Below are 17110 nucleotides of genomic sequence, written 5' to 3'. Positions count from 1 at the left end.
CGAGCTTGAAAACCACCGGGAGCGCGCAGGCGCTCACCGGTGACGAGAGCGATGATCAGACGCGGCGCTTCTTGCGCGGACGGCAGCCATTGTGCGGGATCGGGGTCACGTCGCGGATGGACGTGATCATGAAACCTGCAGCCTGGAGCGCGCGCAGAGCCGATTCACGACCCGAACCCGGACCGCAGACTTCGACTTCCAGCGACTTCATGCCGTGTTCCTGGGCCTTCTTGGCGCAGTCTTCGGCAGCGATCTGGGCGGCGAACGGGGTCGACTTGCGCGAGCCCTTGAAGCCCTTTGCGCCAGCCGACGACCATGCGATCGCATTGCCCTGCGCGTCGGTGATGGTGATCATCGTGTTGTTGAAGGTCGAGTTGACGTGAGCGACACCCGACGAGATATTCTTGCGCTCGCGACGGCGAACGCGGACGGCTTCCTTAGCCATGGTATTCCTTTCGTTGATCTCTTCACCGCCGTAATGCCAGCGGCTACACCGGAACGGCGCCTATATGGTCCCGCTCCAAACTCAAAAGAGGCCGGCGCAGACCGCCAGCCTCCCTACCCCGGTTTCCCGGAAATTACTTCTTCTTACCAGCGATTGCCTTTGCCGGGCCCTTGCGGGTGCGGGCATTGGTGTGCGTGCGCTGGCCGCGGACCGGAAGGCCGCGGCGATGACGCAGGCCGCGGTAGCAGCCGAGGTCCATCAGGCGCTTGATGTTCATCGCGGTATCGCGACGAAGATCGCCTTCGACCTGATAGTCGCGGTCAATGGCTTCGCGGATCTGAAGGACTTCTGCGTCCGTCAGCTGATGCACACGACGTTCAGCCGGGATACCGACCTTCTCGACGATTTCCTGTGCGAATTTCGGACCGATCCCGTGAATGTAGGTCAGCGCAATAACAACGCGCTTCGCAGTCGGGATGTTGACGCCAGCGATACGTGCCACGCCTGTTCTCCTTGCATTCCAGTTGCCATCCGGCAAGTGGGCTTCGTTATGCGGTCTTTAGAACCGCCCGTTCAGATTTACGTCCGTAACATGTCAAAACGACCGCACCCGGACTTCCCTGGGAAATCCGCGCCGATCGCATGGAATGTCGCGAGTTGGCGCGGTGTTTAGCGGAATCACTGCTGAAAAGCAACCGTTCCGCCAAGTTTATTTTCAAAGCCTTAAAGCTTGGAAAGAATGCTTTCGACCTCGGCAGTCACCTGATCGATGTCCGCCATGCCGTCCACGGACTTGAGTTTGCCCTTGGCATGGTAATAACCGATCAGCGGCGAGGTTTCCTTGTAGTAGACCTGCAGCCGAGCCGTCATGGTCTCCGGATTGTCATCGGGACGGCGCTTGAAGTGCGTCGAACCGCACTTGTCGCACACGCCTTCGGCAGCCGGAACCTTATCGCTATCGTGATAGACGCTGCCGCACTGCGCGCAGGAATAACGACCGGCGACACGGCGGATCAGTTCGGCATCATCGACACGGAATTCGATGACGACGGACAGGCCGAGACCCTTTGCCCTCAGCATCGCCTCGGTGGCATCCGCCTGGACGAGCGTCCGCGGGAAACCGTCAAGAATGAAGCCATTGGCGCAATCGGGTTGATCGATTCGCTCGGAAACGATGGCGATGACGATCTCATCCGAGACGAGTTTGCCGGCGTCCATGACCGCCTTGGCGCGCTTGCCGACATCCGTACCGGCGTTGACCGCTGCACGCAGCATGTCTCCCGTGGAAAGCTGCGGAATGCCGTGCTTTTCCACGATCCGCTGGGCCTGGGTTCCCTTACCCGCGCCCGGCGGCCCCAAAAGGATAAGTCTCATCGCCCCCTCTTTCCTCCACGCAACTTCGATTTCTTGATCAGGCCTTCGTATTGCTGCGCGATCAGGTGACCCTGGATCTGTGCAACCGTATCAAGAGTTACGCTAACCACGATCAAAAGCGAAGTCCCACCAAGGGATAATGGGATGCCGGTTTGCGACACCAAGATCTCCGGAAGGATGCAGACGAAGACGAGATAGATCGCGCCGATCACCGTGATGCGGGTCAGCACGTAGTCGATATATTCGGCAGTGCGCTCGCCCGGACGGATGCCGGGAATGAAGCCGCCATGCTTCTTCAGATTGTCGGCCGTGTCCTTCGGATTGAAGACGATGGCCGTGTAGAAGAAGGCGAAGAAGGCGATCAGCGCCGCGTAGAGCACCATGTAGAGCGGCTGGCCGTGGCCCAGCGCCGCGACGATCGACGTCGCCCAGGAGGGCATAGCCGTGGTGTTGGCAAAGCCCGCAAGCGTTGCCGGCAGCAGCAGCAGCGAGGAGGCGAAGATCGCCGGGATGACGCCCGAGGTGTTGAGCTTCAGCGGCAGGTGCGAGGTATCGCCCTGGAACATGCGGTTGCCGACCTGGCGCTTCGGATACTGAATCAGCAGCCGGCGCTGCGCACGCTCGACGAAAACGATCACGCCGATGACGCCGATCGCCACAATGATGACGAGCAGGATGAGGAAGGTCGACAGCGCGCCGGTGCGGCCGAGCTCGAGCGTGCCGGCAAGGGCCGTCGGGAGACCGGCGGCGATGCCGGCGAAGATGATCAGCGAGATGCCGTTGCCGATGCCGCGCGAGGTGATCTGCTCGCCGAGCCACATCAGGAACATCGTGCCGCCGAGCAGCGTCAGAACGGTGGAAACACGGAAGAACCAGCCCGGATCGACGACGAGGCCCTGGCCGCTCTCAAGACCGGCGGCAATGCCGTAGGCCTGCAGCGCGCCGAGGATGACGGTGCCGTAGCGGGTATACTGGTTGATGATCTTGCGGCCCTGCTCGCCCTCCTTCTTGAGGTTTTCGAGCGCCGGCACGACCGAGGTCATGAGCTGCACGATGATCGAAGCAGAGATATAGGGCATGATGCCGAGCGCGAAGATCGCCATGCGCTGAACGGCGCCGCCCGAGAACATGTTGAAAAGGCCGAGAATGCCGCCTGCCTGGCCGCGGAAAGCCTGGGCATAGGCTTCGGGATTGAGGCCCGGAAGCGGAATATGGGTGCCGAGCCTGTAGACGAGGAGAGCTGCCAGTGTGAACCACAAGCGCCTCTTCAAATCCTCGGCTTTGGCAAAGGTCGAAAAATTGAGGTTGGATGCCAATTGTTCCGCTGCAGAAGCCATGCGTTTCTCCGCGCTACCAATTCCGGCGTCTCTGGGGGATAGGCCGGCCCCGGAATCAGTATGAAAATTATTCAAAACCGGGTTCAGAACGGATTGCAATGCAACCCCATGCCTCACCCTCGTTTTAGTCTTACCGGCATGACGCGGGCGCGCCAGCCAAGTTTTTGTGAGGCCCACATATGGGAGCAAAATCGCCCGGTGTGAAGCACCCCGGGCGATATATCATCAGATTATTATTCGGCAGCAGCCGGAGCCGAAAGCAGCGTCACGGTGCCGCCGGCCTTTTCGATCTTCTCGACGGCAGGCTTGGAGGCGCCTGCAACGACGATCGTCACCTTGGCCTTGAGCTCGCCATCGGCGAGAACGCGAACGCCGTCCTTGGGGCGACGGATGACGCCAGCGGCCTTGAGGGCAGCGGCATCAACGGTCGCCTTGGCGTCGAGCTTGCCGGCGTCGATTGCCGCCTGGATACGGCCGAGCGACACGACAACAAAATCGGAAGCGAAAATGTTGTTGAAGCCGCGCTTCGGCAGGCGACGATAGATCGGCATCTGGCCACCTTCGAAGCCGTTGATGGCGACGCCCGAGCGGGACTTCTGACCCTTCACGCCGCGACCACCGGTCTTACCCGAGCCCGAGCCGATACCGCGGCCGAGACGCTTGCGGCTGTGGGTCGAGCCTTCGTTGTCCTTGATTTCATTCAGTTTCATGAGCGTTTCCTCCGTCTCACTTCTCGTCGACGACGCGAACGAGATGCTGGACAGCACGGATCATGCCACGAACCGAAGGAGTATCCTCCAGCGTGCGGCGACGGTGCATCTTGTTCAGTCCGAGACCGATCAGCGTGCGCTGCTGAACATCCGGACGGCGAATCGGGCTGCCGATCTGTTCGATCGTGACAGTCTTCGCTTCAGCTTTCTTGGTAGCCTTGGCCATCTGTCAAACTCCTCTTATTCTTCAGAGGCGTTGCCGGAGGCGCTACGACGAGCCTGCAGCGTTGCATACTTGATGCCGCGCTGAGCTGCGATGTCCTTCGGGTGAACCTGGTGCTTCAGAGCGTCGAAGGTGGCGCGAACCATGTTGTAGGGGTTCGACGAACCGGTCGACTTGGCGACGACGTCGTGCATGCCGAGCGTTTCGAATACGGCGCGCATCGGACCGCCGGCGATGATGCCGGTACCGACCTTGGCCGAACGCAGCAGAACCTTGCCGGCGCCATGGCGGCCATGGACGTCGTGATGCAGCGTACGGCCGTCACGCAGCGGTACGAAGATCAGTTCGCGCTTGGCGGCTTCGGTTGCCTTGCGGATGGCTTCCGGCACTTCACGTGCCTTGCCATGGCCGAAGCCGACGCGGCCCTTCTGGTCGCCGACGACGACGAGTGCTGCGAAACCAAAACGACGGCCGCCCTTGACGACCTTGGCGACGCGGTTGATCGCGACCAGCTTGTCGACGAATTCGCTATCGCGCTCTTCACGGCTCTGGCGGTCTTCCCGCTGCGGCCTTCTTTCCTGTGCCATTGTCCTCTTCCTTTTTCTTTTCCGGGTGCAATCGGCAAACACATGTGGACCGCATCAGCCTCCCCTTTCGGGAAGTGCCTGCGGTCCGGCGAAAATCCGGCCGGCGCTGAAAGCGTCCGGCCGGAAACTGATCAGAAGGTGAGACCGCCTTCGCGGGCCGCTTCGGCGAGAGCCTTGATGCGGCCGTGATAGATGAAGGCGCCACGGTCGAACACGACTTCCGTAACACCGGCCTTGGAGGCGCGCTCGGCAACGAGCTTGCCTACGACGGCAGCGGCGGCGGTATCGGCACCGGTCTTCAGAGAACCGCGCAGATCCTTTTCGAGGGTGGAGGCAGACGCGAGCGTCTTGCCGGCCACATCATCGATGACCTGGGCGTAGATGTTCTTCGAGGAGCGATGAACCGACAGGCGCGGACGGCCATTGGCCACCGACTTGAGTTGACGGCGCACGCGGTTGGCACGACGTGCAAGTGCTTCTTTCCTGCTAGCCATTTCGCGTGATCCTTACTTCTTCTTGCCTTCTTTGCGGACGATCCGCTCGTCGGCGTACTTGACGCCCTTGCCCTTGTAAGGCTCGGGACCGCGATATTCGCGGATTTCGGCGGCAACCTGGCCGACCTGCTGCTTGTTGATGCCGCTGACGATGATTTCAGTCGGCTTCGGAACAGCGATCGAGATACCGACCGGCGGCTCATAGATCACGTCGTGGCTGAAACCGAGAGCCAGCTGCAGGTTCTTGCCCTGCATGGAGGCGCGGTAACCAACGCCGTTGATTTCAAGCTTGCGCTCGAAACCGTCCTTGACGCCCTTGAAGATGCCTTCGATCATCGTGCGGGACATGCCCCACTTCGAACGTGCATCCTTGGTCTGGCTGAGCGGCGTTACGACGACCGCGTTATTTTCGAGCTTGAGGCTGATTTCGTCGTTAGCAACGAAAAACAGCTCGCCCTTCGGACCCTTTGCAGTCACCTTCTGACCATCGACCGTAGCCGTGATCCCAGCAGGTACCTGAACGGGCTTTTTACCGATACGAGACATGTTTCTATCCTGTCTGTTCGCTATGGAGACCCCTGCCCGATCTTAGAAGACCGAGCAAAGAACCTCGCCGCCAACGTTCTGTTCGCGAGCCTGGTGATCGGCCATCACACCCTTCGGAGTCGAAAGGATGGTGATGCCGAGACCGTTCGCGACCTGCGGAATGGACTTGACCGAGACATAAACCCGGCGGCCCGGCTTGGACACACGGCCGATCTCACGGATCACCGATGCGCCTTCATAATATTTCAGCTCGATGCTGAGTTCCGACTTGCCATTGCCGAAATCGACAACGGAATAGCCACGGATGTAGCCTTCGGACTGCAGGACATCGAGAACACGCGCACGGAGCTTGGACGCAGGCGTCGAGACCGACGACTTGCGGCGGGAAGCGCCGTTGCGGATGCGGGTGAGCATATCGCCCAACGGATCAGTCATTGTCATGTAACCTGCTCCTTACCAGCTCGACTTGACGATGCCCGGCACCTTGCCGAGATTGCCGAGTTCACGCAGCGCGATACGCGACATGCGCAGTTTACGGTAATATGCGCGCGGACGCCCCGAGACTTCGCAACGGTTGCGAATACGGGTCTTCGATCCATCGCGCGGCAGGGATGCCAGCTTGATCGAGGCCTTGAACCGCTCTTCGATCGGAAGAGCCTGGTTCATGATGATCGCCTTCAACGCAGCCCGCTTAGCGGCCTGGTTGGCGACCGTAGTACGGCGGCGCTTGTTCTTTTCAACTGCGCTTGTCTTCGCCATGTCAGGTTCCTTTTCTACGCTCGTCGTTACGGTTATTGACGGAACGGGAAGCTGAACTCTTTCAGAAGAGCCCGTGCTTCGTCGTCGGTCGTCGCCGTCGTGCAAACGATGATGTCCATGCCCCACATCTGATCAACCTTGTCGTAGTTGATCTCAGGGAACACAATGTGCTCCTTGATGCCCATGGCGAAGTTGCCACGGCCGTCAAAGCTCTTCGGGTTCAGGCCGCGGAAGTCGCGAACGCGCGGGAGCGCGATGTTCACGAGACGGTCCAGGAACTCGTACATGCGGGCGCCGCGAAGGGTAACCTTGGCGCCGATCGGCATCTGTTCGCGGACCTTGAAGCCTGCGATAGAGTTGCGTGCGCGGGTGATGACCGGCTTCTGGCCGGCGATCGCTGCGAGGTCGGCGGCAGCAACCGTCGGCTTCTTCGAGTCAGCGGTCGCTTCGCCAACACCCATGTTGATCACGATCTTGTCGAGCTTCGGAATCATCATCTCGTTGGCGTAGGAGAACTGCTCCTGCATCGCCTTGCGGATGCGCTCGACATATTCCTTCTTGAGCCGTGGCTCGTATTTTGCCTCAGCCATCGATCACTTCTCCAGAACGCTTGGCCACACGGACCTTCTTGCCGTCAACAACCTTGAAACCGACGCGGGTCGGCTTACCGTCCTTGTCGACGATTGCAACGTTGGACAGGTGAACCGAGGCTTCCTTGTTGATAATGCCGGCTTCCTGGGTCTGCGTCTGGCGCTGGTGGCGCTTGACGACGTTGACGCCACGAACGACGGCACGATCTTCCTTTGGCATGACCTGGACAACTTCGCCGGTGCGGCCCTTGTCCTTGCCAGCGAGCATGACGACCTTGTCGCCCTTACGAATCTTCTGCATCGCTTCGCTCCTTACAGTACTTCGGGAGCCAGCGAGATGATCTTCATGTGGTTCTTGGCGCGAAGTTCGCGCGGAACCGGTCCGAAGATACGGGTGCCGATCGGCTCTTTCTTGTTGTCGATGAGGACTGCTGCGTTGGTGTCAAAGCGGATGACGGAGCCATCCGGACGACGGATATCCTTGGCGGTACGAACGACAACCGCCTTCATCACGTCACCCTTCTTCACACGGCCGCGCGGGATCGCTTCCTTGATCGAAACGACGATGACGTCGCCGATCGAGGCATACTTGCGCTTCGAGCCGCCCAGCACCTTGATGCACATGACACGACGTGCGCCGGAATTATCCGCGACGTCGAGGTTTGTTTGCATCTGAATCATATCAGGTCGCCTTCTTGGTTTACCGGAATGGTTGGGCTAGCCCCCTACTCCGGCTTATGAAAATTTTCGCCGGCCGAGCTGCCATGACGGCAACACAGACGCGGCAATAGCTGAATAGCGCGGGGTCGATCGTGCCAGGGTGGTTTCCCGAACGGGACCTTCCGTGCGCTCAAAGCAAAAGAACGCCCGGCATTCGAGCGTTCTGACGCTGCTTCATACAGATATTTCGGCGAGACGCAAGGCCTCGCACAAAATTCTGTTACTTGCCCTGGGCGGAAATCACCGTCCAACGCTTGTCCTTGGAAATCGGCGCGCATTCCTCGATGGATACGGTATCGCCGATCTTGTACTGGTTGTTCTCGTCGTGGGCCTTGTACTTCTTGGAACGACGAACGGTCTTCTGGAGCAGCGGGTGAGCGAAACGACGCTCGACACGAACCACTACCGTCTTCTCGTTCTTGTCGCCAACGACGACGCCCTGCAGGATGCGCTTCGGCATATTTTTCTTCCTTTAGGCCTTAACTTCTGCCGCCTTCTGGCGGGCAATGGTTTTCACGCGGGCGATGTCCTTGCGGACTTCGTTGATGCGCGAGGACTTTTCGAGCTGGCCGGTCGCCTTCTGGAAGCGCAGGTTGAACTGCTCCTTCTTCAGCTTGGCAAGCTCGTCCTTGAGTTGGTCGGCGGTGAACCCGCGAACATCTGAGGCTTTCATGAGCTCAATCCCTTACTCTGCAATGCGCTGAACGAAGCGCGTCTTGACCGAGAGCTTGGCAGAGCCGAGACGAAGCGCCTCGCGGGCGATTTCTTCGCTGACACCGTCGATCTCGAACATCATACGGCCGGGCTTGACCTTGCATGCCCAGTATTCAACGGAGCCCTTACCCTTACCCATACGGACTTCGGTCGGCTTTGCGGTTACCGGAACGTCCGGGAACACGCGGATCCATACACGGCCGGCGCGCTTCATATAACGCGTGATCGCGCGGCGGGCCGCTTCGATCTCGCGCGCGTTGACGCGGTTGGGTTCCTGAGCCTTCAGGCCGAATTCGCCGAATGCCAGGTCAGAACCGCCCTTGGCGACGCCCTTGATGCGGCCCTTGAACTGTTTGCGGTACTTGGTACGCTTTGGCTGCAACATTTTCTTATTCTCCGAACTTCTCTGCCACGCGCGCTATCAAGCGTTGTCGCGGCGACGGTCTCTGTCGCGGTCACGGTCACGGCTTGCCGGACCCTGGGCGTCACCTTCCATCGCACGGCGCTCGGAAGCCATCGGATCGTGCTCAAGGATTTCGCCCTTGAAGATCCAGACCTTGATGCCGCAGATGCCGAATGCGGTTTCTGCTTCAGCCGTGCCGTAGTCGATGTCGGCGCGCAGCGTGTGCAGCGGCACACGACCTTCGCGGTACCATTCCGTACGGGCGATTTCAGCGCCGCCGAGACGGCCGGCGCAGGTGATCTTGATGCCTTCGGCGCCAAGACGCATCGCGGACTGAACGGCGCGCTTCATGGCGCGGCGGAAAGCCACGCGGCGCTCGAGCTGCTGGGCGATCGACTGAGCGACCAGCGTCGCGTCGACTTCGGGCTTGCGCACTTCGACGATGTTGAGGTGCGTTTCCGAATTCGTCATGTCCGACAGCTTCTTGCGGAGCTTGTCGATGTCTGCGCCCTTGCGGCCGATGATGAGGCCCGGACGTGCCGAGTGGATCGTGACGCGGCACTTCTTGTGCGGACGCTCGATGACCACCTTGGAGATCCCGGCCTGCTTCAGTTCGCTCATGACGAACTTGCGCATCTTCAGGTCTTCGTGCAGCAGCTGGCCGTACTCGGCATTGTCCGCGAACCAGCGGCTATCCCAGGTACGGTTGATGCCAAGACGGAAACCGATTGGATTGATTTTCTGACCCATTATGCGGCCTCCTCTACTGCCTGCACTTCACGAACGACGATCGTCAGGTGCGCGAAGGGCTTTTCGATGCGCGACGCGCGACCACGGCCACGAGCGTGGAAACGCTTCATGACGATCGACTTGCCGACATAGGCCTCGGCGACGACAAGCGAGTCGACGTCGAGATCGTGGTTGTTCTCGGCATTGGCGATCGCAGATTCGAGCGTCTTCTTGACGGCGCCTGCGATGCGCTTGCGGGAGAACTCCAGCTCAGCGAGTGCGCGCTCGACCTTCTTGCCACGGATAGCCGCAGCAACCAGGTTGAGCTTCTGGGGGCTGACGCGGAGCGTGCGGGCGACTGCTTGCGCCTCGTTGTCCTTCAGCCGGCGTTCGGCTTTTGCCTTGCCCATTGTTACTTCCTCTTCGCCTTCTTGTCCGCGCCGTGACCGTAGTAGGTGCGGGTCGGAGAGAATTCACCGAATTTGTGGCCGACCATGTCTTCATTGACGCTGACCGGAATATGCTTGCTGCCGTTGTAGACGCCGAAGGTAAGACCGACGAACTGCGGCAGGATCGTGGAGCGACGGCTCCAGATCTTGATCACTTCTGCACGTCCGCCTTCACGAACCTTCTCAGCCTTCTTGAGAAGATAGCCGTCAACGAACGGACCTTTCCATACTGAACGAGCCATTGGAGACTTCCTCTCTTACTTCTTACGCTGATGACGCGAGCGCATGATCATCTTGTCGGTCGACTTGTTCGACCGGGTGCGCTTGCCCTTGGTCGGCTTGCCCCAGGGTGTCACCGGATGGCGACCACCAGAGGTGCGGCCTTCACCACCGCCGTGCGGATGGTCGACCGGGTTCATGACGACGCCGCGGTTATGCGGACGCTTGCCGCGCCAAACCGTACGACCGGCCTTGCCGTCGTTGATGTTGGCGTGATCCGGGTTGGAGACGGCGCCGATCGAAGCAAGGCAGGAGCCATGGACGAGACGCTGTTCACCGGAGTTCAGGCGAAGGATCGCCATGCCCTGGTCGCGGCCGACGAGCTGTGCGTAGCCACCGGCGGAGCGAGCGATCTGACCACCCTTGCCCGGCTTCATTTCCACATTGTGGATGATGGAGCCGACCGGGATGAACTGCAGCGGCATGGTGTTGCCGGGCTTGACGTCAACAGCCTTCTCGGAAGCGATGACCTTGTCACCGGCAGCGAGGCGCTGCGGAGCGAGGATATAAGCCTTTTCGCCATCAGCATAGGTCACCAGCGCGATGAACGCCGTGCGGTTCGGATCGTATTCGATACGCTCGACGGTGCCTTCGACGTCGAACTTGCGACGCTTGAAGTCGATCAGACGATAGGTGCGCTTGTGACCGCCGCCGATGAAGCGGGCGGTGATGCGACCGAGGTTGTTACGACCGCCGCTCTTGGTCAGACCTTCCGTCAGCGCCTTGACCGGCTTGCCCTTGTAGAGGGCCGAGCGGTCGACGATGACCAGCTGGCGCTGGCTCGGGGTGATCGGATTGAATGTTTTCAATGCCATTTTCTTATACCTCAGAGACCGGTGGAGACGTCGATCGTCTGGCCTTCAGCCAGGGTTACGACAGCCTTCTTCACGTCCTTCTGCTTGCCGACGAAACCGCGGAACCGCTTGGTCTTGCCCTTGCGCAGCAGAGTGTTGACGGCCGTAACCTTGACGCCGAACAGCGCCTCGACAGCAGCCTTGATTTCCGGCTTCGTCGCCTGCTTGGCGACATTGAAAACAACCTGGTTGTTTTCGGATACCAGCGTGGACTTTTCGGTGATCGCCGGGGAGACGATCACATCGTAGTGGCGAAGATCGGTCACTTGAATCGCTCCTCTAGCGCTTCAACCGCAGCCTTGGAAAGCACGAGCTTGCCGCGGCGCACGATGTCGTAAACGTTGATGCCCTGGATCGGCAGAACATCGATGTTCGGGATGTTCTGAGCTGCGAGCTTGAAGTTGCCATCAAGCTCTGCGCCGCCGATGAAGAGGGCGTTGGTCAGGCCGAGCGTCTCGAAAACGGACGCGAGAGCCTTGGTCTTGGCTTCGGTGGCAACCAGGTTGTCGATGACGATGACGTCATCGGCCTTGATCTTGGCCGAAAGGGCATGGCGAAGGCCGAGTGCACGAACCTTCTTGGGAAGATCATGCTCGTGGCTGCGCACGACCGGGCCGTGAGCCTTGCCGCCGCCGCGGAACTGCGGAGCGCGAGCCGAATGGTGGCGGGCGCGGCCCGTACCCTTCTGCTTGTACATCTTGGCGCCGGTGCGCGAAACTTCAGCGCGGCCCTTAGCCTTGTGCGTGCCCTGCTGCTTCTTGGCAAGCTGCCAGCGGATGACGCGGGCGAGAATGTCTTCGCGGGGCTCGAGGCCGAAAATCGCGTCCGAAAGGGAAACCTTCCCGGCGTCTTTTCCCTCGAGGGTCTTGACGTTCAATTCCATTGATCTGGCTCCCTTACTTCGCGGCCGACTTGACGGCGTCGCGCACGATGATCCAGGCACCCTTGGAACCAGGAACAGCACCCTTGATCAGGATCAGACCACGATCTTCGTCGGTCGAAACCACTTCCAGGTTCTGCGTCGTGACACGCGTCTGGCCCATGTGACCAGCCATCTTCTTGTTCTTGAAAACCTTGCCCGGATCCTGGCGCGAGCCGGTCGAACCGTGCGAGCGGTGCGAAACCGACACACCGTGCGTGGCGCGCAGACCGCCGAAACCGTGGCGCTTCATGGCGCCGGCAAAACCCTTACCGATCGTCGTGCCCGTCACGTCGACGAGCTGACCGGCTGCAAAGTGACCCGCCTTGATCTCAGTGCCGACTTCGAGCAGCTGATCTTCCGACACGCGGAATTCTGCGACCTTGGCCTTCGGCTCGACGTTGGCAACGGCAAAGTTGCCGCGCATCGCCTTCGACGTGTTCTTCACCTTCGCCTGGCCGGCACCGAGCTGAACTGCGGTATAGCCATTCTTTTCGACAGTGCGCGTGGCAACGACCTGGACGGCCTCCATGCGCAGTACCGTTACCGGGACATGCTCGCCGGCGTCGTTATAGACGCGGGTCATTCCCACCTTCTGTGCAATCACACCTGAACGCATCGGTTCAATCCTTCTCACTCAGCCCGAAGACCCGAGGTCTCAGAGCTTGATCTCAACATCGACACCGGCGGCGAGATCGAGCTTCATCAGCGCGTCTACCGTCTGCGGGGTCGGGTCAACGATATCGAGAAGGCGCTTATGCGTGCGCATCTCGAACTGTTCACGGCTCTTCTTGTCGATGTGCGGGGACCGGTTGACCGTAAACTTCTCGATGCGGGTCGGAAGCGGAACGGGGCCCCGGACGCTGGCACCGGTGCGCTTCGCCGTCGATACGATCTCGCGCGTGGAGGCATCGAGAATCCGGTGATCGAACGCCTTCAGGCGGATGCGGATATTCTGGCCGTTCATTCGACTTTATCCTTGTGTCTGTTATCCGCGTGTCACCATTGAGGGACACGACTTACCTTCAGTTACGTTAGCGGGCCACCGGTTTCAAAGATCGAGAGGGACACCCAGATCGGCGTCCCTATCCTTTCCTTGGGCCTGGTGGCCCAGCCGCTAATTACTCGACGATCGAAGCGACGATGCCGGCGCCGACGGTGCGGCCGCCTTCGCGGATAGCGAAGCGCAGCTTTTCTTCCATCGCGATCGGAACGATCAGCTCGACGGCAACCGTGACGTTGTCGCCCGGCATAACCATCTCCGTGCCTTCCGGCAGCGTCACAATGCCCGTCACGTCGGTCGTGCGGAAGTAGAACTGCGGACGGTAGTTGGTGAAGAACGGCGTATGACGGCCACCCTCTTCCTTCGTCAGGATGTAGGCTTCCGCCATGAACTTCTTGTGCGGCTTGACAGAACCCGGCTTGCAGAGAATCTGACCACGCTCGACGCCGTCACGGTTCACACCGCGGATCAGCGCGCCGATGTTGTCGCCGGCCTGGCCCTGATCGAGCAGCTTGCGGAACATTTCAACGCCGGTCACCGTCGTCTTCGAGGTCGGGCGGATGCCGACGATCTCGACTTCTTCGCCAACCTTGACGATGCCACGCTCGACGCGGCCGGTCACAACCGTGCCGCGGCCCGAGATCGAGAACACGTCTTCGATCGGCATCAGGAACGGCTGGTCGATCGGACGCTCAGGCGTCGGGATGTAGGCGTCAACCGCAGCCATCAGCTCGCGGATCGCGTCTTCGCCGATCTTCTTGTCCGAATCTTCGAGAGCAGCGAGCGCCGAACCCTTGACGACCGGGATATCGTCGCCCGGGAAGTCGTAGGACGACAGCAGTTCGCGAACTTCGAGCTCGACCAGTTCGAGAAGCTCGGCGTCGTCAACCTGGTCGACCTTGTTCAGGAACACCACGATCGCCGGAACGCCGACCTGGCGGGCCAGAAGGATGTGTTCGCGCGTCTGCGGCATCGGGCCGTCAGCGGCCGAGCACACCAGGATCGCGCCGTCCATCTGGGCAGCACCGGTGATCATGTTCTTGACGTAGTCGGCGTGGCCGGGGCAGTCGACGTGCGCGTAGTGGCGGGCCGGCGTCTCATATTCGACGTGTGCCGTCGAAATGGTGATGCCACGAGCCTTTTCTTCCGGAGCCGCGTCGATCTGGTCGTACGCCTTGAACTCACCGAAGTACTTCGTGATCGCTGCCGTCAGAGACGTCTTGCCGTGGTCAACGTGGCCGATCGTGCCGATGTTGACGTGCGGCTTGTTGCGCTCAAACTTACTCTTTGCCATTTTCGGCTCTCCGTTTTGCTAGTCCCCGAGGGGATCTAATTCTTGTTATCGGTCAATTGGTATGCCGGTCACTTCTGACCGGAATACTTTGCCTGGATTTCTGTTGCGACGTTCGACGGGACCGGCGAATAGTGATCGAAGGTCATCGTGTACTGAGCGCGGCCCTGAGACATGGAGCGCAGGTTGTCGACGTACTTGAACATGTTCGCGAGCGGAACGTTCGCGTTGATGACGACGGCGATACCACGGCTTTCCTGGCCCTGGATCTGGCCGCGACGGGAGTTCAGGTCGCCGATGACGTCGCCGACGTAATCTTCCGGGGTCACGACTTCGACCTTCATCATCGGCTCGAGCAGCTGAGCGCCGGCCTTCTTGGCTGCTTCACGGAAGCAGGCACGCGATGCGATTTCGAAGGCGAGAACCGAGGAGTCGACGTCGTGGAAGGCGCCGTCGATGAGGGTCGCCTTGACGCCGAGCATCGGGAAGCCAGCCAGCGGACCCGAAGACAGGACGCTTTCGATGCCCTTCTGGACGCCGGGGATGTATTCCTTCGGAACGGAACCACCGACAATCTTCGATTCGAACTTGAAGTCGTCGCCGTCCGGGTTCGGTTCGAAGATGATCTTGACGCGCGCGAACTGGCCGGTACCACCGGACTGCTTCTTGTGCGTGTAGTCTTCTTCGTGCGTCCGGGTGATGGTTTCGCGGTAGGCAACCTGCGGCGCGCCGACGGTTGCTTCGACCTTGAATTCACGACGCATGCGGTCGACGATGATGTCGAGATGCAGTTCGCCCATGCCGGCAATGATGGTCTGGCCGGATTCCTGGTCGGTCTTGACGCGGAAGGAAGGATCTTCAGCAGCCAGGCGGTTGAGCGCGAGGCCCATCTTTTCCTGGTCGCCCTTGGTCTTCGGCTCGATGGCGATCTGGATGACCGGCTCGGGGAATTCCATGCGCTCGAGGATAACCGGCTTCAGCGGATCGCAAAGCGTGTCGCCCGTCGTGGTTTCCTTGAGGCCGGCGAGAGCGACGATGTCGCCTGCGAAGGCTTCTTCGATGTCTTCACGCGAGTTGGAGTGCATCTGCAGCATGCGGCCGACGCGCTCGCGCTTGTCCTTGACCGTGTTCATGACCGACGCGCCCTTTTCGAGCTTGCCGGAGTAGATGCGGGCGAAGGTCAGCGAACCGACGAAGGGGTCGTTCATGATCTTGAAGGCGAGCATGGAAAGCGGCTCGTTGTCGTCGGCGTGACGCTCGATGTCAGCTTCCGTCTTGAAGTCGATGCCCTTGATCGCCGGGATGTCCATCGGCGACGGCAGGTAGTCGACGACGGCGTCGAGCAGCGGCTGCACGCCCTTGTTCTTGAAGGCGGTGCCGCAGAACATCGGGTGGAACTTGACGTCGATCGTGCCGCGGCGAACCAGCGCGCGGATCTGATCGTTGTCGGGCAGAACGCCTTCGAGATAGGCTTCCATGGCGGCTTCGTCGATATCGACGACCGTCTCGATCAGCTTTTCGCGATATTCTTCGGCCTTGGCCTTCATATCCTCGGGGATCTCGACGACATCCCACTGGGCGCCGAGCGACTCGTCGCGCCAGATGAGAGCGTTCATCTCGATGAGGTCGATGACGCCCTTGAAGTCGCTTTCAGCGCCGATCGGCAGCTGCATGACGACAGCCGTTGCGCCGAGACGGGTCTTGATCATCTCGACGGAGCGGTAGAAGTCCGCGCCGGTCTTGTCCATCTTGTTGCAGAAGATCATCCGCGGGACGTTGTACTTCTCGGCCTGACGCCAGACGGTTTCCGTCTGCGGCTCAACACCTGCGTTGGCGTCGAGCAGCGCGATGGCGCCGTCGAGAACGCGCAGCGAACGCTCGACTTCGATGGTGAAGTCGACGTGGCCGGGGGTGTCGATGATGTTGAAGCGGCGCATCTTGCCGTCACGGCCCTTCCAGAAGGTCGTGGTGGCAGCAGAGGTGATCGTGATGCCACGCTCCTGCTCCTGCTCCATCCAGTCCATGGTGGCTGCGCCGTCGTGGACTTCGCCGATCTTGTGCGACTTGCCGGTGTAGTAAAGGATACGCTCGGTGGTCGTGGTCTTGCCGGCGTCGATATGCGCCATGATACCGAAATTGCGGTAATCTTCGATCTTATATTCGCGAGCCATTGTGGACTGCCTTTCGATACCGTTCGGAATTACCAGCGATAGTGCGAGAATGCGCGGTTGGCGTCAGCCATCTTGTGCGTGTCTTCGCGCTTCTTGACGGCGGAGCCACGGTTGTTGGACGCATCGAGCAGTTCGCCGGAAAGGCGGTCAACCATAGTCGTTTCATTGCGCTTGCGGGCAGCAGCGATCAGCCAGCGAATGGCGAGAGCCTGGCGGCGCTCCGGACGAACGTCGACCGGGACCTGATAGGTCGCACCACCGACACGGCGCGAGCGGACTTCAACGTGCGGGGCAATGTTGTCGAGCGCAGAATGGAAAACCGTGAGCGGCTCCTGCTTGGACTTGCCCTGGACGGCGTCGAACGCACCGTAGACGATGTTTTCAGCAACGGACTTCTTGCCGTCGAGCATGATGGCATTCATGAACTTGGTGACGACGAGATCGCCGAACTTCGGATCCGGATTGATCTCGCGCTTTTCTGCTTTATGGCGTCTGGACATAGTTTTCGTCTCT

General features: G+C 60.3%; 28 protein-coding genes. All 28 read right to left on the bottom strand.

Features of this window, described 5'->3' with window-relative positions:
• Nucleotides 1-55: 55 nt before the first annotated feature.
• The 28 genes from rpsK to rpsG all read right to left on the bottom strand — a co-directional run bounded on the left by rpsK (nucleotide 56) and on the right by rpsG (nucleotide 17097).
• Nucleotides 56-445 carry a 30S ribosomal protein S11 gene (rpsK, locus tag NE851_RS18795; RefSeq protein WP_003547577.1) on the bottom strand — a complete coding sequence of 130 codons (390 nt, stop codon included), beginning with the start codon at nucleotides 443-445 and terminating at the stop codon, nucleotides 56-58.
• Nucleotides 446-578: 133 nt separating this feature from the next.
• Nucleotides 579-947: a 30S ribosomal protein S13 gene (gene rpsM, locus NE851_RS18790; protein ID WP_003573772.1), complete on the bottom strand. Its 369-nt coding sequence runs from the start codon at nucleotides 945-947 to the stop codon at nucleotides 579-581.
• Nucleotides 948-1168: 221 nt separating this feature from the next.
• Nucleotides 1169-1819 carry an adenylate kinase gene (locus NE851_RS18785; protein ID WP_029868130.1) on the bottom strand — a complete coding sequence of 217 codons (651 nt, stop codon included), beginning with the start codon at nucleotides 1817-1819 and terminating at the stop codon, nucleotides 1169-1171.
• A complete protein-coding gene (gene secY / locus NE851_RS18780) occupies nucleotides 1816-3156 on the bottom strand; it encodes a preprotein translocase subunit SecY (protein ID WP_254962154.1) in 1341 nt (446 codons plus the stop codon). Before secY ends, NE851_RS18785 begins: the two co-directional genes overlap by 4 nt.
• Nucleotides 3157-3389: 233 nt before the next feature.
• On the bottom strand, nucleotides 3390-3866 hold the full coding sequence (gene rplO / locus NE851_RS18775) for a 50S ribosomal protein L15 (RefSeq protein WP_029868127.1): 477 nt from the start codon (nucleotides 3864-3866) through the stop codon (nucleotides 3390-3392).
• 16 nt (nucleotides 3867-3882) lie between these two features.
• Nucleotides 3883-4092: a 50S ribosomal protein L30 gene (gene rpmD, locus NE851_RS18770; RefSeq protein ID WP_003547566.1), complete on the bottom strand. Its 210-nt coding sequence runs from the start codon at nucleotides 4090-4092 to the stop codon at nucleotides 3883-3885.
• 14 nt (nucleotides 4093-4106) lie between these two features.
• Nucleotides 4107-4676, bottom strand: a complete 570-nt coding sequence (rpsE, locus tag NE851_RS18765) for a 30S ribosomal protein S5 (RefSeq protein ID WP_003573784.1) — start codon at nucleotides 4674-4676, stop codon at nucleotides 4107-4109.
• Nucleotides 4677-4807: 131 nt separating this feature from the next.
• The gene (rplR, locus tag NE851_RS18760; RefSeq protein ID WP_029868126.1) at nucleotides 4808-5170 is read right to left on the bottom strand and encodes a 50S ribosomal protein L18; all 363 of its coding nucleotides are present in this window, start codon (nucleotides 5168-5170) and stop codon (nucleotides 4808-4810) included.
• Nucleotides 5171-5182: 12 nt separating this feature from the next.
• Nucleotides 5183-5716 (bottom strand): 50S ribosomal protein L6, encoded by a 534-nt coding sequence (rplF, locus tag NE851_RS18755; protein WP_029868125.1) that lies wholly within the window; start codon nucleotides 5714-5716, stop codon nucleotides 5183-5185.
• Nucleotides 5717-5758: 42 nt separating this feature from the next.
• Nucleotides 5759-6157, bottom strand: coding sequence for a 30S ribosomal protein S8 (gene rpsH, locus NE851_RS18750; RefSeq protein WP_003547562.1), 399 nt, complete (start codon nucleotides 6155-6157; stop codon nucleotides 5759-5761).
• Nucleotides 6158-6169: 12 nt separating this feature from the next.
• A complete protein-coding gene (gene rpsN, locus NE851_RS18745) occupies nucleotides 6170-6475 on the bottom strand; it encodes a 30S ribosomal protein S14 (protein ID WP_003573787.1) in 306 nt (101 codons plus the stop codon).
• 32 nt (nucleotides 6476-6507) lie between these two features.
• Nucleotides 6508-7065, bottom strand: a complete 558-nt coding sequence (rplE, locus tag NE851_RS18740) for a 50S ribosomal protein L5 (protein ID WP_003573788.1) — start codon at nucleotides 7063-7065, stop codon at nucleotides 6508-6510.
• On the bottom strand, nucleotides 7058-7366 hold the full coding sequence (gene rplX, locus NE851_RS18735; RefSeq protein ID WP_003587195.1) for a 50S ribosomal protein L24: 309 nt from the start codon (nucleotides 7364-7366) through the stop codon (nucleotides 7058-7060). The genes rplE and rplX overlap by 8 nt, the downstream gene beginning before the upstream one ends.
• 11 nt (nucleotides 7367-7377) lie before the next feature.
• Nucleotides 7378-7746, bottom strand: coding sequence for a 50S ribosomal protein L14 (gene rplN, locus NE851_RS18730; protein WP_003573790.1), 369 nt, complete (start codon nucleotides 7744-7746; stop codon nucleotides 7378-7380).
• A 259-nt stretch (nucleotides 7747-8005) separates the two neighbouring features.
• Nucleotides 8006-8245 carry a 30S ribosomal protein S17 gene (rpsQ, locus tag NE851_RS18725; RefSeq protein WP_003547557.1) on the bottom strand — a complete coding sequence of 80 codons (240 nt, stop codon included), beginning with the start codon at nucleotides 8243-8245 and terminating at the stop codon, nucleotides 8006-8008.
• Between the two features lie 12 nt (nucleotides 8246-8257).
• On the bottom strand, nucleotides 8258-8458 hold the full coding sequence (gene rpmC / locus NE851_RS18720) for a 50S ribosomal protein L29 (protein ID WP_003547556.1): 201 nt from the start codon (nucleotides 8456-8458) through the stop codon (nucleotides 8258-8260).
• Between the two features lie 12 nt (nucleotides 8459-8470).
• Nucleotides 8471-8884 carry a 50S ribosomal protein L16 gene (gene rplP, locus NE851_RS18715; protein ID WP_003573792.1) on the bottom strand — a complete coding sequence of 138 codons (414 nt, stop codon included), beginning with the start codon at nucleotides 8882-8884 and terminating at the stop codon, nucleotides 8471-8473.
• Nucleotides 8885-8920: 36 nt separating this feature from the next.
• A complete protein-coding gene (gene rpsC, locus NE851_RS18710) occupies nucleotides 8921-9652 on the bottom strand; it encodes a 30S ribosomal protein S3 (RefSeq protein WP_003587196.1) in 732 nt (243 codons plus the stop codon).
• On the bottom strand, nucleotides 9652-10041 hold the full coding sequence (gene rplV, locus NE851_RS18705) for a 50S ribosomal protein L22 (RefSeq protein ID WP_007626081.1): 390 nt from the start codon (nucleotides 10039-10041) through the stop codon (nucleotides 9652-9654). Before rplV ends, rpsC begins: the two co-directional genes overlap by 1 nt.
• A gap of 2 nt (nucleotides 10042-10043) precedes the next feature.
• Nucleotides 10044-10322 carry a 30S ribosomal protein S19 gene (gene rpsS / locus NE851_RS18700; RefSeq protein ID WP_003573797.1) on the bottom strand — a complete coding sequence of 93 codons (279 nt, stop codon included), beginning with the start codon at nucleotides 10320-10322 and terminating at the stop codon, nucleotides 10044-10046.
• A gap of 15 nt (nucleotides 10323-10337) precedes the next feature.
• On the bottom strand, nucleotides 10338-11174 hold the full coding sequence (gene rplB, locus NE851_RS18695) for a 50S ribosomal protein L2 (RefSeq protein WP_003573799.1): 837 nt from the start codon (nucleotides 11172-11174) through the stop codon (nucleotides 10338-10340).
• Nucleotides 11175-11185: 11 nt separating this feature from the next.
• Nucleotides 11186-11479, bottom strand: a complete 294-nt coding sequence (locus NE851_RS18690) for a 50S ribosomal protein L23 (RefSeq protein WP_003547550.1) — start codon at nucleotides 11477-11479, stop codon at nucleotides 11186-11188.
• Nucleotides 11476-12096: a 50S ribosomal protein L4 gene (gene rplD, locus NE851_RS18685; protein WP_029868123.1), complete on the bottom strand. Its 621-nt coding sequence runs from the start codon at nucleotides 12094-12096 to the stop codon at nucleotides 11476-11478. The genes NE851_RS18690 and rplD overlap by 4 nt, the downstream gene beginning before the upstream one ends.
• A 13-nt stretch (nucleotides 12097-12109) precedes the next feature.
• The gene (gene rplC / locus NE851_RS18680) at nucleotides 12110-12751 is read right to left on the bottom strand and encodes a 50S ribosomal protein L3 (RefSeq protein ID WP_028757604.1); all 642 of its coding nucleotides are present in this window, start codon (nucleotides 12749-12751) and stop codon (nucleotides 12110-12112) included.
• 39 nt (nucleotides 12752-12790) lie between these two features.
• Nucleotides 12791-13099: a 30S ribosomal protein S10 gene (gene rpsJ, locus NE851_RS18675; RefSeq protein ID WP_003547547.1), complete on the bottom strand. Its 309-nt coding sequence runs from the start codon at nucleotides 13097-13099 to the stop codon at nucleotides 12791-12793.
• A 154-nt stretch (nucleotides 13100-13253) separates the two neighbouring features.
• A complete protein-coding gene (gene tuf / locus NE851_RS18670; protein WP_028757605.1) occupies nucleotides 13254-14429 on the bottom strand; it encodes an elongation factor Tu in 1176 nt (391 codons plus the stop codon).
• Between the two features lie 68 nt (nucleotides 14430-14497).
• Nucleotides 14498-16597 carry an elongation factor G gene (gene fusA, locus NE851_RS18665; RefSeq protein WP_029868122.1) on the bottom strand — a complete coding sequence of 700 codons (2100 nt, stop codon included), beginning with the start codon at nucleotides 16595-16597 and terminating at the stop codon, nucleotides 14498-14500.
• 29 nt (nucleotides 16598-16626) lie between these two features.
• Complete coding sequence (gene rpsG, locus NE851_RS18660; protein WP_028757597.1) at nucleotides 16627-17097, bottom strand: 30S ribosomal protein S7; 471 nt, start codon at nucleotides 17095-17097, stop codon at nucleotides 16627-16629.
• Between the last annotated feature and the right edge of the window lie 13 nt (nucleotides 17098-17110).

It is taken from the genome of Rhizobium anhuiense bv. trifolii, assembly GCF_024346605.1.
Taxonomy (GTDB): Bacteria; Pseudomonadota; Alphaproteobacteria; order Rhizobiales; family Rhizobiaceae; genus Rhizobium; species Rhizobium anhuiense.
The sequence above is the reverse complement of the archived record's forward strand: the minus strand, read 5'-3'. Positions and strand labels throughout refer to the sequence as shown.

Bases quoted from the DNA above. Each gene is read 5' to 3' on its own strand.
- rpsK (WP_003547577.1), bottom strand. From the start codon at position 445: ATGGCTAAGGAAGCCGTCCGCGTTCGCCGTCGCGAGCGCAAGAATATC.
- NE851_RS18785 (WP_029868130.1), bottom strand. From the start codon at position 1,819: ATGAGACTTATCCTTTTGGGGCCGCCGGGCGCGGGTAAGGGAACCCAG.
- secY (WP_254962154.1), bottom strand. From the start codon at position 3,156: ATGGCTTCTGCAGCGGAACAATTGGCATCCAACCTCAATTTTTCGACC.
- rplO (WP_029868127.1), bottom strand. From the start codon at position 3,866: ATGAAACTGAATGAAATCAAGGACAACGAAGGCTCGACCCACAGCCGC.
- rpmD (WP_003547566.1), bottom strand. From the start codon at position 4,092: ATGGCCAAGGCTACCAAGAAAGCTGAAGCGAAGACTGTCACGATCGAA.
- rpsE (WP_003573784.1), bottom strand. From the start codon at position 4,676: ATGGCACAGGAAAGAAGGCCGCAGCGGGAAGACCGCCAGAGCCGTGAA.
- rplR (WP_029868126.1), bottom strand. From the start codon at position 5,170: ATGGCTAGCAGGAAAGAAGCACTTGCACGTCGTGCCAACCGCGTGCGC.
- rplF (WP_029868125.1), bottom strand. From the start codon at position 5,716: ATGTCTCGTATCGGTAAAAAGCCCGTTCAGGTACCTGCTGGGATCACG.
- rpsH (WP_003547562.1), bottom strand. From the start codon at position 6,157: ATGACAATGACTGATCCGTTGGGCGATATGCTCACCCGCATCCGCAAC.
- rpsN (WP_003573787.1), bottom strand. From the start codon at position 6,475: ATGGCGAAGACAAGCGCAGTTGAAAAGAACAAGCGCCGCCGTACTACG.
- rplE (WP_003573788.1), bottom strand. From the start codon at position 7,065: ATGGCTGAGGCAAAATACGAGCCACGGCTCAAGAAGGAATATGTCGAG.
- rplX (WP_003587195.1), bottom strand. From the start codon at position 7,366: ATGCAGAAGATTCGTAAGGGCGACAAGGTCGTCATGCTCGCTGGCAAG.
- rplN (WP_003573790.1), bottom strand. From the start codon at position 7,746: ATGATTCAGATGCAAACAAACCTCGACGTCGCGGATAATTCCGGCGCA.
- rpsQ (WP_003547557.1), bottom strand. From the start codon at position 8,245: ATGCCGAAGCGCATCCTGCAGGGCGTCGTCGTTGGCGACAAGAACGAG.
- rpmC (WP_003547556.1), bottom strand. From the start codon at position 8,458: ATGAAAGCCTCAGATGTTCGCGGGTTCACCGCCGACCAACTCAAGGAC.
- rplP (WP_003573792.1), bottom strand. From the start codon at position 8,884: ATGTTGCAGCCAAAGCGTACCAAGTACCGCAAACAGTTCAAGGGCCGC.
- rpsC (WP_003587196.1), bottom strand. From the start codon at position 9,652: ATGGGTCAGAAAATCAATCCAATCGGTTTCCGTCTTGGCATCAACCGT.
- rplV (WP_007626081.1), bottom strand. From the start codon at position 10,041: ATGGGCAAGGCAAAAGCCGAACGCCGGCTGAAGGACAACGAGGCGCAA.
- rpsS (WP_003573797.1), bottom strand. From the start codon at position 10,322: ATGGCTCGTTCAGTATGGAAAGGTCCGTTCGTTGACGGCTATCTTCTC.
- rplB (WP_003573799.1), bottom strand. From the start codon at position 11,174: ATGGCATTGAAAACATTCAATCCGATCACCCCGAGCCAGCGCCAGCTG.
- rplD (WP_029868123.1), bottom strand. From the start codon at position 12,096: ATGGAATTGAACGTCAAGACCCTCGAGGGAAAAGACGCCGGGAAGGTT.
- rplC (WP_028757604.1), bottom strand. From the start codon at position 12,751: ATGCGTTCAGGTGTGATTGCACAGAAGGTGGGAATGACCCGCGTCTAT.
- rpsJ (WP_003547547.1), bottom strand. From the start codon at position 13,099: ATGAACGGCCAGAATATCCGCATCCGCCTGAAGGCGTTCGATCACCGG.
- tuf (WP_028757605.1), bottom strand. From the start codon at position 14,429: ATGGCAAAGAGTAAGTTTGAGCGCAACAAGCCGCACGTCAACATCGGC.
- fusA (WP_029868122.1), bottom strand. From the start codon at position 16,597: ATGGCTCGCGAATATAAGATCGAAGATTACCGCAATTTCGGTATCATG.
- rpsG (WP_028757597.1), bottom strand. From the start codon at position 17,097: ATGTCCAGACGCCATAAAGCAGAAAAGCGCGAGATCAATCCGGATCCG.